General features: G+C 37.4%; 14 protein-coding genes and 1 tRNA gene. 7 read left to right on the top strand and 8 right to left on the bottom strand.

The features are described from left to right. Positions 1-175 precede the first annotated feature (175 nt). The gene (locus QZV03_RS06930; protein WP_296875244.1) at positions 176-1,258 is read right to left on the bottom strand and encodes a sodium-dependent transporter; all 1,083 of its coding nucleotides are present in this window, start codon (positions 1,256-1,258) and stop codon (positions 176-178) included. Here QZV03_RS06930 and QZV03_RS06925 point away from each other — a divergent pair. Then, positions 1,188-1,898 (top strand): SDR family oxidoreductase, encoded by a 711-nt coding sequence (locus QZV03_RS06925; protein WP_296875242.1) that lies wholly within the window; start codon positions 1,188-1,190, stop codon positions 1,896-1,898. The genes QZV03_RS06930 and QZV03_RS06925 overlap by 71 nt on opposite strands. A 166-nt stretch (positions 1,899-2,064) precedes the next feature. Here QZV03_RS06925 and gdhA read toward each other — a convergent pair whose 3' ends face one another. Next, on the bottom strand, positions 2,065-3,399 hold the full coding sequence (gene gdhA, locus QZV03_RS06920) for an NADP-specific glutamate dehydrogenase (RefSeq protein WP_296875240.1): 1,335 nt from the start codon (positions 3,397-3,399) through the stop codon (positions 2,065-2,067). Between the two features lie 488 nt (positions 3,400-3,887). Here gdhA and QZV03_RS06915 point away from each other — a divergent pair, with 488 nt between their 5' ends. Further along, positions 3,888-4,127 carry a hypothetical protein gene (locus tag QZV03_RS06915; protein ID WP_296875238.1) on the top strand — a complete coding sequence of 80 codons (240 nt, stop codon included), beginning with the start codon at positions 3,888-3,890 and terminating at the stop codon, positions 4,125-4,127. Here the strand turns inward: QZV03_RS06915 and prf1 are convergent. Further along, positions 4,121-5,365 (bottom strand): peptide chain release factor aRF-1, encoded by a 1,245-nt coding sequence (prf1, locus tag QZV03_RS06910; protein WP_296875237.1) that lies wholly within the window; start codon positions 5,363-5,365, stop codon positions 4,121-4,123. The genes QZV03_RS06915 and prf1 overlap by 7 nt on opposite strands. 106 nt (positions 5,366-5,471) lie before the next feature. On the opposite strand from prf1, the gene dusB reads away from it, so the two are divergent. Beyond that, the gene (gene dusB, locus QZV03_RS06905; RefSeq protein WP_296875235.1) at positions 5,472-6,452 is read left to right on the top strand and encodes a tRNA dihydrouridine synthase DusB; all 981 of its coding nucleotides are present in this window, start codon (positions 5,472-5,474) and stop codon (positions 6,450-6,452) included. On the opposite strand, the gene QZV03_RS06900 is transcribed toward dusB, so the two are convergent. After that, positions 6,449-7,417 carry a hypothetical protein gene (locus tag QZV03_RS06900; protein ID WP_296875233.1) on the bottom strand — a complete coding sequence of 323 codons (969 nt, stop codon included), beginning with the start codon at positions 7,415-7,417 and terminating at the stop codon, positions 6,449-6,451. The genes dusB and QZV03_RS06900 overlap by 4 nt on opposite strands. Positions 7,418-7,592: 175 nt before the next feature. Here QZV03_RS06900 and QZV03_RS06895 point away from each other — a divergent pair, with 175 nt between their 5' ends. Next, positions 7,593-8,111, top strand: coding sequence for a zinc ribbon domain-containing protein (locus tag QZV03_RS06895; protein WP_296875231.1), 519 nt, complete (start codon positions 7,593-7,595; stop codon positions 8,109-8,111). Here the strand turns inward: QZV03_RS06895 and QZV03_RS06890 are convergent. Beyond that, positions 8,088-8,537 carry a GNAT family N-acetyltransferase gene (locus QZV03_RS06890; protein WP_296875230.1) on the bottom strand — a complete coding sequence of 150 codons (450 nt, stop codon included), beginning with the start codon at positions 8,535-8,537 and terminating at the stop codon, positions 8,088-8,090. The two genes, QZV03_RS06895 and QZV03_RS06890, sit on opposite strands and share 24 nt — an antisense overlap. Before the next feature lie 113 nt (positions 8,538-8,650). On the opposite strand from QZV03_RS06890, the gene QZV03_RS06885 reads away from it, so the two are divergent. Genes QZV03_RS06885 through cobK form a run of 3 tightly spaced genes read left to right on the top strand, consistent with a single transcriptional unit; the run spans position 8,651 to position 12,232 of the window. After that, positions 8,651-9,040: a UPF0146 family protein gene (locus QZV03_RS06885; RefSeq protein ID WP_296875228.1), complete on the top strand. Its 390-nt coding sequence runs from the start codon at positions 8,651-8,653 to the stop codon at positions 9,038-9,040. Between the two features lie 4 nt (positions 9,041-9,044). Beyond that, entirely contained in the window at positions 9,045-11,450 is a 2,406-nt protein-coding gene (locus QZV03_RS06880) for a calcium-translocating P-type ATPase, PMCA-type (protein ID WP_296875226.1), read from the top strand. Next, positions 11,447-12,232: a precorrin-6A reductase gene (gene cobK / locus QZV03_RS06875; RefSeq protein WP_296875224.1), complete on the top strand. Its 786-nt coding sequence runs from the start codon at positions 11,447-11,449 to the stop codon at positions 12,230-12,232. Before QZV03_RS06880 ends, cobK begins: the two co-directional genes overlap by 4 nt. A 4-nt stretch (positions 12,233-12,236) precedes the next feature. Here the strand turns inward: cobK and QZV03_RS06870 are convergent. The 3 genes from QZV03_RS06870 to tuf all read right to left on the bottom strand — a co-directional run. Further along, positions 12,237-12,320, bottom strand: a tRNA-Ser gene (locus QZV03_RS06870). A 35-nt stretch (positions 12,321-12,355) separates the two neighbouring features. Beyond that, positions 12,356-12,664, bottom strand: a complete 309-nt coding sequence (rpsJ, locus tag QZV03_RS06865; protein ID WP_042691424.1) for a 30S ribosomal protein S10 — start codon at positions 12,662-12,664, stop codon at positions 12,356-12,358. Between the two features lie 65 nt (positions 12,665-12,729). Next, the coding region (gene tuf, locus QZV03_RS06860; RefSeq protein ID WP_296875223.1) for a translation elongation factor EF-1 subunit alpha at positions 12,730-13,879 on the bottom strand (1,150 nt) is incomplete at its 5' end.

The following is a 13,879-nucleotide window of genomic DNA, read 5'->3' as shown; positions in this document are numbered from 1 at the left end:
TTCCTTCCTACTACTAAATATTGACAATAGAATATATAAATGTTTTGAAAAACATGGAAATATGTAGACTAATTTGAACGTTTACTATTATTATAGAAAAAATTATCAGATTAGTATAGAAAAGTACAAGTGAATCATTTAAAAAAAAATAGAATGATGAAACCCCCAATGAAAATCATCCTTTAATCTTAGTTAGAATTCCACTAAACAGAAGAATTACAACCATTATAATAATATATACCATCATTTCAAAAGTATTTATCTCAATAAATAGATTATATATTCCAATCAACCATATCATCATTAAAAAGCAAGGCAGGACATATTTAACTATGAGTTTCCAGGTTCTACCTATTTTGAATCGGCTGTTTTCATTGAGTTTAGCTATCAACAAATCAACATCATATAACCATGTGAAGATGATACATTGAATCACAATTAATAACATTATTCCAAACTCATTCACAAAAGTGTCAACAACATCAAGAAGATAACTGCTGATTCCTGTTGTAAAAATTAATGAAAGTGCACAGCCTATTACTGAAAGAAATGTTACGGTTTTCTTACGTGACCAATTCAATTTTTCTTCTGTTGAACTTACCATAGGTTCTATTATTCCAACGGCAGATGTGATTCCTGCAAACAATATTGCCAAAAACAGCAAGGGTGCCAAGACATGCCCTATCGAACCCATTACATTGAAAATTGTTGGGAAAACAATAAATATCAGTCCGGTACCCTCACTAACCAGCTGAACCATTGGAATTCCTGTTGTAGATGACATGAACCCCAAAATTGAAAATATTCCAAATGCAGTGAAAACCTCAAATGCCGAATTTGCAAAAACAACCAGCAGCACATTGTCGATTATCTTTGAGTCTTCAGGCAGGTAACTGGCATAAGTTAACGCAATTGCCTGACCCATACTCAATGAGAAAAGAATCTGGGAAAATGCCGCAAGCCAAATATTGATGTCGGTTAATTTGGTCCAGTCCGGTTGCAGCAATGCTTGAATGCCGACGCCGGCTCCAGGCAGAGTAAATGCATAGATTACAATTCCTGCCATGAGAACAAATAATGCAGGTATTAGAATCCTTGAAATTTTACCGATTCCCTCGTTTAAGTCCCTGTGAGATATGAACCATATAATCGCCCATATTACAAAAACTCCTATTGCAGTAGGAACTATGAAAGATCCCAAATTTGACAGATTGGAACTTCCACCAACGTTATTGACAAAATACAATGCGGAATCCATTGAAGCTTTTGCTAAAAAAGCCAGTGAACTTGGAGACATAAAATATTACATACACACTGCAGGCGCATCACCAAACCAGGCAAGCCCAGAACATATCATAAACCTTGATCTTGTTGCAACATCAGTTGCAATAGACATATTCGGAAAATACATGGCCAAAGGTGGTGCGGGACTCATCATATCAAGCCAAACCGGATACATGATGGACATTCCGGCAGAAATAGAAAATCAAATCGCATTAGCATCAACTGATGAGTTAAAAGATTTGGATTTCATTAAAAATGATGCAATGGTCAACTCAGGTGTTGCATATGTGGTTGCAAAAAGAGCAAACCATCTGAAAGTCAGAACCGCAGCCGCAACAACATGGGCAGACAGAGGCGCCAGGATAAACTCCATCTCACCTGGAATAATTGTCACTCCACTTGCTTATGATGAATTTGCATCAGCAGGAGATGCATATCAGGAAATGATCAATTCTTCCCCTGCAAAAAGAGTGGGAACATCAGAAGAAATTGCAAGAGCCGCAGAATTCCTATTAAATGATGATTCATCATTCATTACCGGAATTGACTTATTGGTTGATGGTGGAGTAATAGCTTCACTGTCAAGCGGAAGATACTCATTAGAACTTCAATAGATTTAAAAAATAACATTGACCGTCAGGTTGATGTTAATTTACACTTTTTCTTTTTAAAATTAAATAAAAAATTCTTTAATTATAGCAAGTATCTGAAAAAAATAAGAATTTGCTAATAATTATATAACTAATTATTAGCCGTTAAAACTAAAAGAAACAAGGAAATCTATACGATTCCTTGTGCGTTCATTGCGTCAACTACTTTCTTGAATCCTGCGATGTTAGCTCCTGCAACATAGTTTTTGTCCATGTCATATTCAGCAGCAGCTTCAGCAACATTTGCGAAGATGTTTTCCATAATTCCTTGTAATCTGGAATCTACTTCTTCGAATGTCCAGGATAATCTTTGTGAGTTTTGTGACATTTCAAGTGCGGAAGTTGCTACTCCACCAGCGTTGGAAGCTTTACCTGGTGCGAATAATACACCGTTTTCTTGTAAGTATTCGGTAGCTTCGATTGTGGTTGGCATGTTTGCTCCTTCTGCAACTGCTACAATACCGTTAGCAACTAAGTTTTTAGCATCTTCTAATTGTAACTCGTTTTGGGTTGCACATGGTAGAGCGATGTCAGCTTTTACAGTCCATACACCTTTACCTTCGTGGTATTCAGCGGATGGTCTTGCTTCAGCATAAGCAGTTAATCTTTCACGTTTTACTTCTTTTACTTCTTTGAGTAATGCTACATCGATTCCTTCTGGGTCGTAAATCCAACCGGTGGAATCGGAACAGGTTACAGGTTTACCACCTAATTGTTGTGCTTTTTCGATAGCGTAGATTGCTACGTTACCTGCACCGGAAACAAGGATGGTTTTTCCTGCAATATCAATATCATTAGCTTTTAACATTGCGTTTGTGAAGTATAATAAACCGTAACCGGTTGCTTCGGTTCTTGCAAGGGATCCTCCGAAGGTTAATCCTTTACCAGTCAATACTCCTTCGTATAATCCTCTAATTCTTTTGTATTGTCCGAATAAGAAACCGATTTCTCGGCCACCTACACCGATGTCCCCTGCAGGTACGTCAGTGTCTGCTCCGATGTATTTGCATAATTCGGTCATGAAACTTTGACAGAATGCCATGATTTCTCTGTCTGATTTTCCTTTTGGATCGAAGTCTGATCCACCTTTACCTCCACCAATTGGAAGTCCGGTTAAGGAGTTTTTGAAGATTTGTTCGAAACCTAAGAACTTGATAATTCCGACATTTACTGAAGGGTGGAAACGTAATCCTCCTTTGTATGGTCCGATTGCTGAGTTGAATTGTACTCTGTAACCGGTGTTTACTTGTACTTGACCGTTGTCGTCTACCCATGGAACACGGAATTTGAATTGTCTTTCTGGGTTAGTTAATCTTTCAAGAAGAGCGTTTTTTCTGTATTCTTCTTCGTTTTCTTCAATTACAACCCTTAAGGATTCTAAAACTTCACGTACTGCTTGGTGAAATTCTGGTTCTGAAGGGTTTTGTGCTATTATAGTTTCAATTACTTCATCTACGTATGACAAAATTATTCCTCCAAATCGAAATTTGAATTAAAATTTTTAATTATATCATTAAAGTTTTAACAATATAGTTAATTATTTGCATCTTATCATATTTAAATATTATTCAATTTTTAGTTAAAATTAATTAATATTATTCATAAAAATTAAGAAAAATATTATACACATTATACAAAAATTAAGAAAACCCTATTATATTTTTAAGTGTTTTTTAAAAATTTTCTACAATTAACAATAAAAATTCACAAATCATAAACAAATGTCGGAAAACCATTTCCACCAAAATGTTTCCGAAGGTTGAAAAATCAAAATGTTCGAAAAAAATACTTGACCCTCTGAAAAATCCGAACAAAAAATGTATAATGACAAAATACTTTAAACAAAATTATATCAAAAATAAAAAGGCCTATTCTTTTATATACCATAATTAACATATTAATATTAAAAATACATCAAATTTTTAATTTATATAAACAAAATGGTAAAAAATTATGATTTCCAAAAGTCAATATCAAAACCTAAAGGAGAACTACCTTGCAAAAAATAGGAACATGCACTCACTCTATGTGGAATTGAATAAAGAAAAGACTGTGCCAAAACAAATTTTTTTCCAATTAATCAACCAGATCAGACAGGAAGAAGGATTAAACAAATTTTATACAAAAAAAGAAAAAAGAAAAAGTGATATCATAACACATTTGGACAAGTCTCCAAAGTGTTACAATCAGTAATCAACATAATACCTTAAGACTGCAGCTATTCCACCGAAAGCTCTGAATATTTGCATACCCTCTTCAGTTTCAGTAGAAATGAACTCAACATCAGTATTCATCTCTTCAGCAAGTTCAACAAACTCATCATCCAAATCAATGGATTCCTGTTCTTTTAAATTTTCACCACAGTTAGGGCATTTTTTGTGAAGGTTGTCGGCTTCAGCCTGGGACTTGACAGTGATGTTTTCCTCATGACCGCATCCCTGGCAAACGAATTTCTTACGCATGCTTGAGAGGTCTTCGGATAAAAGCAACACATCAACCGCACCCATAATGAGGTTTCTTCTGACCTCATCCTCACCATAGGAAGCAAGGCCTTTCTCCTTGATAAGTTCCTTGATGAACCTTTGAACGAGTTTCTTCTCATGCATTACGTCAAGGTTTTCCAAATCATCAGCGGATTTTGTAATTACCTCACGAATACCTTCCTCACCGGTGTATGATGTGTCAACAATGGATATGACCTTGTCTTTGAGTTCATACTGAAGGTAATCCCCATCATAGAAATCTTTTTTGGTAAAACCAGGTCCACCGAGAATGATACCTTTCAAATCGTCCTTGAGAGGAAGATATGCCTCATTCATATGTTCCCCGATACGTTTAAGGAATTGGTGAGCAAGATCCTCAATAACACGGTCAAACCTTCTTTGGGATTGACCCCCTGCCTTATGCTTACCCGGAACACCACTGGTTAAATGTCCAAGAATTGTTTCCTTTTTACCTTTTAAAGTACCGTAGGTAGCTTCGTTTCTGTCGATAACGGCAACACCGTAAACGTCATGCTCCTCAATCATGTACTCCAATGGCTCGAGGAAGAACTCATTGTTACACTTATACCAATAGGTCTGGACAGGTTCAGGTGGTTCGAGAACATATTTTTCCATCTTTTCTGTACCCGGACCTCCTTTAGGAATCATACCCACAAACAATACCAAACCGTTTTCAGGAGGTTGTCTGTATAACTTGATACTTTCCAAAATAACCGCAATTGCAGACTGTACATTTTTCCTTGTTTGTTTACTCTTGATGTTAGCACTCTGACCCATTTCATCTCTCATGTGCTTACCAACATCACTCAGTTGCTTTGATGGTGGAATGTAAACGGAAACAAGCTCGGTACCTCTGCCTCTTTTATTTGATAATTCTTTTATTGTCTTTTTAAATTCATATAATTCTTTTGATGATACGCTAGCCATGTTATCCCATAAAATTAAATTAATATAATAGATATAATTATATAATTACAAATATAAATAATTAATGAAAAAACAATGAAATTCAGCATAATTTAATGTGACCGACATGAAATGGAAAATTGGAAATGTGAAGATAGACAATCAGGTGGTCCTTGCACCTATGGCAGGAATTACAGATTCCGCATTCAGAAGAATTGCCAAGGAAATGGGATGCGGACTGTTGTCTACTGAAATGGTGTCAGACAAGGCATTGATGTATGACAACTGGAAAACAAAGGAAATGCTTTACATGACAGAGTATGAAAGGCCAATTTCCCAACAGATTTTTGGAGCGGGCGTCGAATCGTTCAAGATAGCTTCAGCATACATTGAAGAGAACATGAAGCCTGACATCATCGACATCAATATGGGATGTCCCGTGACAAAGGTTGCAGTAAAGGCAAAGGCAGGAAGTGCACTTTTAAAGGATCCGCAAAAGGTTTCAGACATCGTCAGTGCGGTTGTGGATACCGTTGATTTGCCAGTGACCGTCAAGATCAGAAGCGGATGGGACAACCGTTGCATAAATGCACTGGAAATCGCAAAAATCATTGAGGACTGCGGAGCTTCAGCAATAACCATCCATCCGCGTACACGTGAGGACAGATACGGCGTCAAGGCAAAGTGGTCAATCATTAAAGAGATAAAGGACAACGTGTCAATACCGGTAATCGGCAACGGAGACATATTCACATGCTATGACGCTAAAAGGATGCTGGATGAAACAGGTTGTGATGCAATAATGATCGGTCGGGGCGTGCTTGGAAATCCGTGGCTGATTAAACAGTGCATCGAATATTTGGACAATGGAACCGAGCCCGAAAAGGTGTCACTGGTTGAAAAAATTGAAATGCTTAAAAAGCATACAGAGTATCTCAGTGAAATCAGACCTGAAAAGGTTGCAGTCCACAAGATGAGGACACATGCCGCATACTACCTTAAGGGACAGTACCGCAGTGTGGAAATAAAGCCAAAACTCTTTAAAATGAATTCCAAAGAGGAACTCTTTGCACTTCTTGACGAGTATGTTGAGATGGTTGCATATTAACCGGTTAATTTCTCAGAACCGAACTTATCAAACAGTTCCAGATCTCCTTCAGCGATAGTGTTTATCTCAAGCAGGTCCATACCGGAAATGTCCAACACTTCACGTGCCAGATGAACATAAGTGTCTGGATAGTCATTATAGCCGAAGATATGCCAGATTACATCATTTTCAAAAACCATTTCCAGATACCAGTCATAACCCTCCAAATCATCAGGGTCACGGGCATTAGATTTTTTATGATATTCATCGAAAATCCACATGTAAACATGGTATTTTTCCAGAAGCCCCAAAATCAGTTCCTTATTTTCCGGAGTCATTTCCTTATCAATATATCCATCAATAGTGTTTTTATCAAAATTGACAATCAGGCGAGGGTTCGGAAGTTCATAGGGATATGTCCTGTAATGGCCAAACTCGATACTCCTCAAATCCAATTTACCATCATGATAAATACCATCCTTTCTAATGTCATAGTACAGAGGTGTCGCCAGCTGCCTTTGATAGTTGAGGTGAAGGACATCAAAATTGAATAACTCCTTTAAAATATCACCGAATTGAATCCAATCGGCAGGATAATTGTTCTTGAAACTGTATTCCTCATAGTTGTCGGTTGAATAGATTATTACATTGCATGAGTAGACCAATTCAATCTTTTCAAAATAGGAGAACTCCTCGGATTGAAAATCCTCGAACAGTTTCAGTTCATTGAAGTCATGCAAAAATTTATCTGCCTGCGAATCGGAAAACCTATGAATTTCACTGGTCATATTGCGCCTCAAGTCGACAAGTATTGAAACCCAAGTGTCATCGCAAAGGGGATTTTCACTGACGAATTTATCACCGCTGCCCCTCTCGGAGATTTTATAATAAGCATTTTTGTTGACCAAATCTATTGTAAAGCATTCATAATGACGATTCAGCCTTTTAAAATTGAACCTCTGGGTAATCTCAATTTTTTCAATCATTATATAATCATATGTTTGATTATCTAATATAATTATCGAAAACAAAAAAGAAAGCATATCATTTAATCTACTTTTTGACAAATGGAGTATTCAGTGAATTATATTATAACTAATGTCAATTCCAAAACAAACATTTATTAATAATCACAATTTAACTAATTAACAAAGTGATATTATGATGAGAAGATGCCCACAATGTGGTAGTACAACAGACGACATGTATGGTTTTTGTATAAAATGCGGATACGAGTTTCAAAAAATCGAAACTAACGAGGACACCTGTCCACTATGCGGATTTCACAATCCTCAAGAGGCAGACTACTGTGTGAAATGCGGAACACCCCTAATTTTTAAACAACAGTTCAAGGGCGACCCAAACAGCAATATGAATCCTATCGTTATCAAAAAAGAGATTTCAAACAACGCTGATAACTACAGACAGTCCTCAACAAGCAAATGGCTCATAGTATTCGGTTATATCTTCTCAATCCTTGGAGGCATTCTTGGTCTGCTTATTGCAATATACCTGTCAACACGCAAGGATCCCGTTGCAAGAAAACATGGACATATCCAACTGGCCATTTTCATATTCTATGTTACACTGATTGCGATAATGTACCTAACAGGAAACATTCCGGCTGATGCATTAACCCAATACCGTCAGATGCTTTCAGGAAACATTACTTCTCCTTAACGGCAGATACATAATTATAGCCGCATCACCATCCTCATAATATCCCGGAACAACCCTGTCCACCTTGAAGTTGAATGTCTTGTAAAATTCGATCGCTTCAGTGTTGTTTTCATTGACTTCCAGATATATTGCATCTATTTTTAGCATTGAGAGAATGCCGATTGCCTTAATTAAAAGTTCTGTTCCTGCCTTATGGCGACGGTAGTTTTTATCAACGGCAATTGAGATGATGTGGCCCTGATTTTCATATTTTATCCAGAAAATGACATACCCTATTACATAGCCATCCTCTTCAGCCACAAGAAAGCCCACACCCATATCATACAAACCCAGAAATACATCGATTCCATAGGACTGGTTAAAGGACATGCTTTCTATTTCATGAACTCTTTTTAAATCGTTGGGAGTGAACTTTCGAATAATCATACTATCATACATTATTAAAAACAAGATATTTAACTCTATCTAAAAATATATATTGAAAAATTTGTAATATATAATTTAATTAACTTTAATACGAATATTAATTTGATGATAAAATGTGGGACGATTTTGCTGAGTACATCTTAAATGAAGTTGGAGACGATACCGTCAAGATTGCGGAAATTGGTGTGGGAAAATTCGATAAGATCGCTGAAACACTATCCAATAGAGAAAATATCACTATAATCAAAACGGACATTATCCCAAAAGACTCGACTGTAATCAAGGATGACATCACAAATCCGAATCTGGAACTGTATGAGGACGTCGACATCATCTATTCAATAAGACCTCCAAGCGAGCTTCAGCCCCATCTGGTTGACCTTGCAAGAAAAATTGATTCCCAACTGATTATTAAACCGTTGACAAATGAGGATTTGAACACTCCAAAAGCCAATATGAAATTAAAAAATTACAATAGAGCAAGTTTCTATATTCTAAAGTGATAAAATGGATAATTCTAATGGATTAACAGCAACGGAAGTTACAAAAAGACAGGAAAAGTACGGCCCGAACAAGCTTGATGAAAAAAAGCCAACACCATTAGTCATACTGTTTCTATCCCAATTTGTCGACATCCTGATAGGACTTCTCTTGGTTGCTGCCGTTGCGGCATATGCCCTCGGGGACGTAATTGATGCCTGTGTAATCGTTCTGGCAGTATTATTAAATGTCATAATGGGATTCATTCAGGAATACCGATCAAGAAAAGCAATGGAAAGCCTTAAAAATCTAATAGTAAAGACTGCCGTTGTAAAAAGGGATGGCGAAATCCAGGAGATTAATTCTGAAGAGTTAACCGTTGACGACATTGTAATTTTAGAGGAAGGAAGCAAGGTCCCTGCCGACTTGACACTGATTGAAGTAAATGACCTGAGCTGTGATGAATCATCCCTCACCGGAGAGTCAGAGGCAATCAGAAAAGAAGCAGATGATGAAGTATATATGGACTCAAATGTCATTTCCGGTAACGGAGTTGGAATTGTCAAAAGCATTGGAATGCAGACAGAAATCGGTAAAATTGCCCAGATTGTCCAGGAAGATGACGAGGATACCCCTCTTAAAACCAAGGTAGGCAATCTCGGAAAGACACTGTCATTAATTGCAATCGTCGTTTGTATTGCCATTTTCATACTGGAACTGTTTAAAGGAATTCCACTGGTTGAAACATTTATGACCGCAGTTTCACTGGCCGTTGCTGCAATACCTGAAGGCTTGCCTGCAGTTTTAACATTGACACTGGCACTTGGAATGTCCCAGATGGCAAAATCCGATGCACTGGTTAGAAAATTGCTGTCCGTTGAAACCTTAGGTTCCTGTACAATCATATGCAGTGACAAGACAGGTACACTGACCGAAAACAGGATGACCGTGGTTGAAAGTTTCTTCACAAACGAGTCAAAAACATTGGAGATTGGAAAACTCTGTAACAATGCAGTCATCAGAAACGGAGAGGTTATTGGTGACCAGACTGACGGTGCGATTTTAAAATTCTCAAACAGCTCAAAAATTGACCTTGAAAGAATCGATGAAATTCCACTTGACAGTAATCGTAAAATGATGACTACCATACATATCCTAAACAAGGAAAGTAATATCATTTTAACAAAAGGCGCTCCTGAAATAATTCTAGACAAATGTAAACATGTAGATAATGATGGAAGTATTGAAATTCTTGATGCTGAAACCAAGGAAATGATAATTAAAAAAATTGACGAAATGAGTGACAGGGCATTGAGGGTAATCGGTTTTGCATACAAGACAGAGGACGAACATGACCCTGAGGAAAACCTTATTTTCACAGGATTGATGGGACTGATGGATCCTCCAAAAGAAGGTGCAAAGGAAGCCGTAAGTGACTGTTTAAAGGCAGGAATCAAAGTAAAAATGATTACCGGAGACTATGAAAAAACAGCCCAGGCAATTGCAAAAGAATTGGGAATACTCACAACAGGAAAAACAATTACCGGAGAAGAACTGAGCAAGCTCACAAAAGAGGAATACCTGAAAATTGCAGATGACATCCAGGTTTATGCAAGGGTAAAGCCTACACAAAAAATGAGAATTGTGGAGGCACTTAAAGAATCAGACAATGTCGTTGCAATGACCGGAGACGGTGTTAATGATGCACCCGCACTTAAAAAGGCATCAATAGGTGTTGCCATGGGTGACGGTACAGATGTTGCAAAAGAGTCTGCAGACATGATTTTACAGAACAACGACTTTACAACAATAGTGAAAGCGATCAGGGAAGGACGTAAAATCTATGACAACATCAAAAGGTTCGTCAAGTTCCAGGTTTCAACAAATGTGGGAGCAATACTGACAATTGTCGGAACTTCACTATTGAATCTGCCTTTACCATTCAATCCGGTACAGCTTTTATGGTTGAACATTGTAATGGACGGCCCTCCTGCACAGACACTTGGTGTTGAAGGGGCGGAAAGGGATTTGATGGAACGCCCACCGGAAACAGGAGATATCCTAACCAAAAAGACCATGACAGAAATATTGCTTTCAGGTCTTGTAATGGCCATTGGAACAATTGCAGTGTTCCTGTACCAATTAAACATTTCACATTCAGAGCAGAAGGCGATGACAGTTGCATTTACATTATTCGTAATGTATCAGCTTTTCAATGCATACAACAGAAAGGCCAATTCCGAAAGCTCAAGCAAATACCTGTATCTTGCAATTCTCCTTTCATTTGTACTTCAGGTGTTAATCATATATATTCCTCAATTACAAATTATATTTAGAACAACATCAATCAATTTGGTTGATTGGGTGATGATTATAATCGTATCATTTACTATAGTCATTGCAGATAAATTGATGAATAAAGTGATAAAATGAAGATATTTCTGCTTGGAGGAACCAAGGATTCCATTAACATAATCAGACACATCAAAGATAATTATGATTCATACATTCTGACAACCACCACCACAGAATATGGTGCAAGACTGGCCAATGAAGGCGGAAGCGATGAGACAATAGCCCGCCCACTTCCAAAAGATGAAATTATCCAAATAATCAAGGATAATGACTATGATATTTTAATCGATGCAACACATCCGTTTGCATCACACATCACACAGACCAGCGTAAGCATCGCACAAGAGATGAAAATACCATATATCCGCTTTGAAAGACCCACCACAGACTTCAATGATATTGATACATCACACATCCATTACGTAAATTCATTTGATGAAGCAGGAAAATTGATTCAAGATGAATTTGATGAAGGTAATGTGCTGCATTTTGCAGGAGCAAACACCATGGCAGACATCCTGAAGTATGTTTCAGTCGACAGGTTCTATCCAAGAATCCTGAAAGTTGAAAGCTCAATTGAAAAGTGTGAAAAACTGGGAGTGGATCCGGACCATATCATTCCAATGAAAGGTGCCGCAAGCCTTGAAGAAAACATTGAACTGATTGAAAAGTATGATGCAAAGGTAATGATTACAAAGGAAAGCGGTGAAATCGGTGGAGTGGTTGAAAAGATTGAAGCTGCAGGCAAAAAGGATGTTGCGGTCATAATGATTCAAAGACCTAAAATTGATGATTTGAATGAAAATGATATAGTGTCTAACCTTGATGAACTGGACACTAAATTAAAAAGCTTTTTTTAAAAAACGCCGAGACTGGGATTTGAACCCAGGCGAGGAAAACCTCACAGGATTTCAAGTCCTGCGCCTTACCAGACTAGACTATCTCGGCATAAGAAAAGGAATATTTAGAAGGATTCTAAATATTTATCCTTTAAGTTCAATTTCAATACTTACATTATCAGGAACGTTAACTTTCATGACTTGTCTCATAGCACGTTCATCAGCTCCAATACCGATTAAACGTTTATGAATTCTGAGTTCCCATTTTTCCCAAGAAGCTTTACCTTCTCCATCTGGAGATTTTCTTGTAGGTACTACTAATTTTTTAGTAGGTAATGGAATAGGACCAGATAAGTCAACACCAGTTCTTTCAGCAATTTTTTTAAGTTGATCGCATACGTATGCTAATTTTTCTGGGTCAGTTCCAGTAAGCTTAATTCTTGCTTGATTCATTTATTCTCCTCCAAAAAACAAAAAGATAGAAAGTAAAGAATACTTTCTAATTATTGTTTACAAACTTATTTTGCTGGGGTAATGTTAAGACATAAACCTGCTGCAACAGTTTGACCCATATCTCTGATAGCAAATCTACCCATTTGTGGGATTTCTTTTGCGTTTTCGAGACACATTGGTTTGGTAGGTTTAATTTTAACAATAGCTGCGTTACCGGTTTTTAAGAAGTCAGGGTTTTCTTCGTCAACAGCACCAGTAGCAGGGTTTAATTTTTTAGATAATTCTAAGAAAGTACATGCTACTTGGGAAGTGTGACAGTGGAATACAGGAGTGTATCCAACGGTGATTACACCAGGGTGTTGTAAAACAACAATTTGTGCATCGAATTCTTTTGCTACGGTAGGAGCAGCGTCAGTGTGACCAGCTACGTCTCCTCTTCTGATATCGTTTTTACCTACACCTCTTACGTTGAATCCGATGTTGTCACCAGGTTCAGCGATTTCGAATTGTTCGTGGTGCATTTCGATAGATTTAACTTCTCCGGAAGCTCCTGCTGGTTCAAAGATAACATTTTCTCCTTTTTTCATTACACCAGTTTCTACTCTTCCTACAGGTACGGTTCCTACACCAGTGATTGAGTAAACGTCTTGGATAGGAATTCTTAAAGGTAAGTCAGTAGGTTTTTCAGGTGGAGTTAATTTGTCTAAAGCGTCAATTAAAGAGTCACCTTTATACCAGGAGGTGTTAGGAGATGCTTCTTTAATGTTGTCCCCTTCAAATGCAGATAATGGGATGAAAGGTACGTCAGCAGGGTTGAAACCTACGGTTTTGATTAAGTTTGAAACTTCTTCTTTTAATTCGTTGTATTTGTCTTCTGAGTAATCAACTAAGTCGATTTTGTTGATAGCAACGATTAATTGGTTGATACCTAAAGTTTTTGATAAGAACACGTGTTCTTTGGTTTGAGGCATTACACCGTCGTCTGCTGCAACTACTAATACACCAGCGTCTGCTTGGGAAGCACCGGTGATCATGTTTTTAACGAAGTCTCTGTGTCCAGGACAGTCTACTACAGTGTAGTCGTATTTTTTGGTGGAGAATTTTTGGTGAGCTAAGTCGATAGTTACTCCTCTTTCTCTTTCTTCTCCTAATTTGTCCATAACAAATCTGAATTTGTTTTCTCCGTCATCTAATTGTTGTTCAGCGATTGCACCA

Origin of the sequence: uncultured Methanobrevibacter sp. (assembly GCF_902788255.1) — an archaeon.
In the GTDB taxonomy this organism is placed as follows: domain Archaea; phylum Methanobacteriota; class Methanobacteria; order Methanobacteriales; family Methanobacteriaceae; genus Methanocatella.
This window is presented reverse-complemented; position numbering and strand designations above follow the sequence as displayed.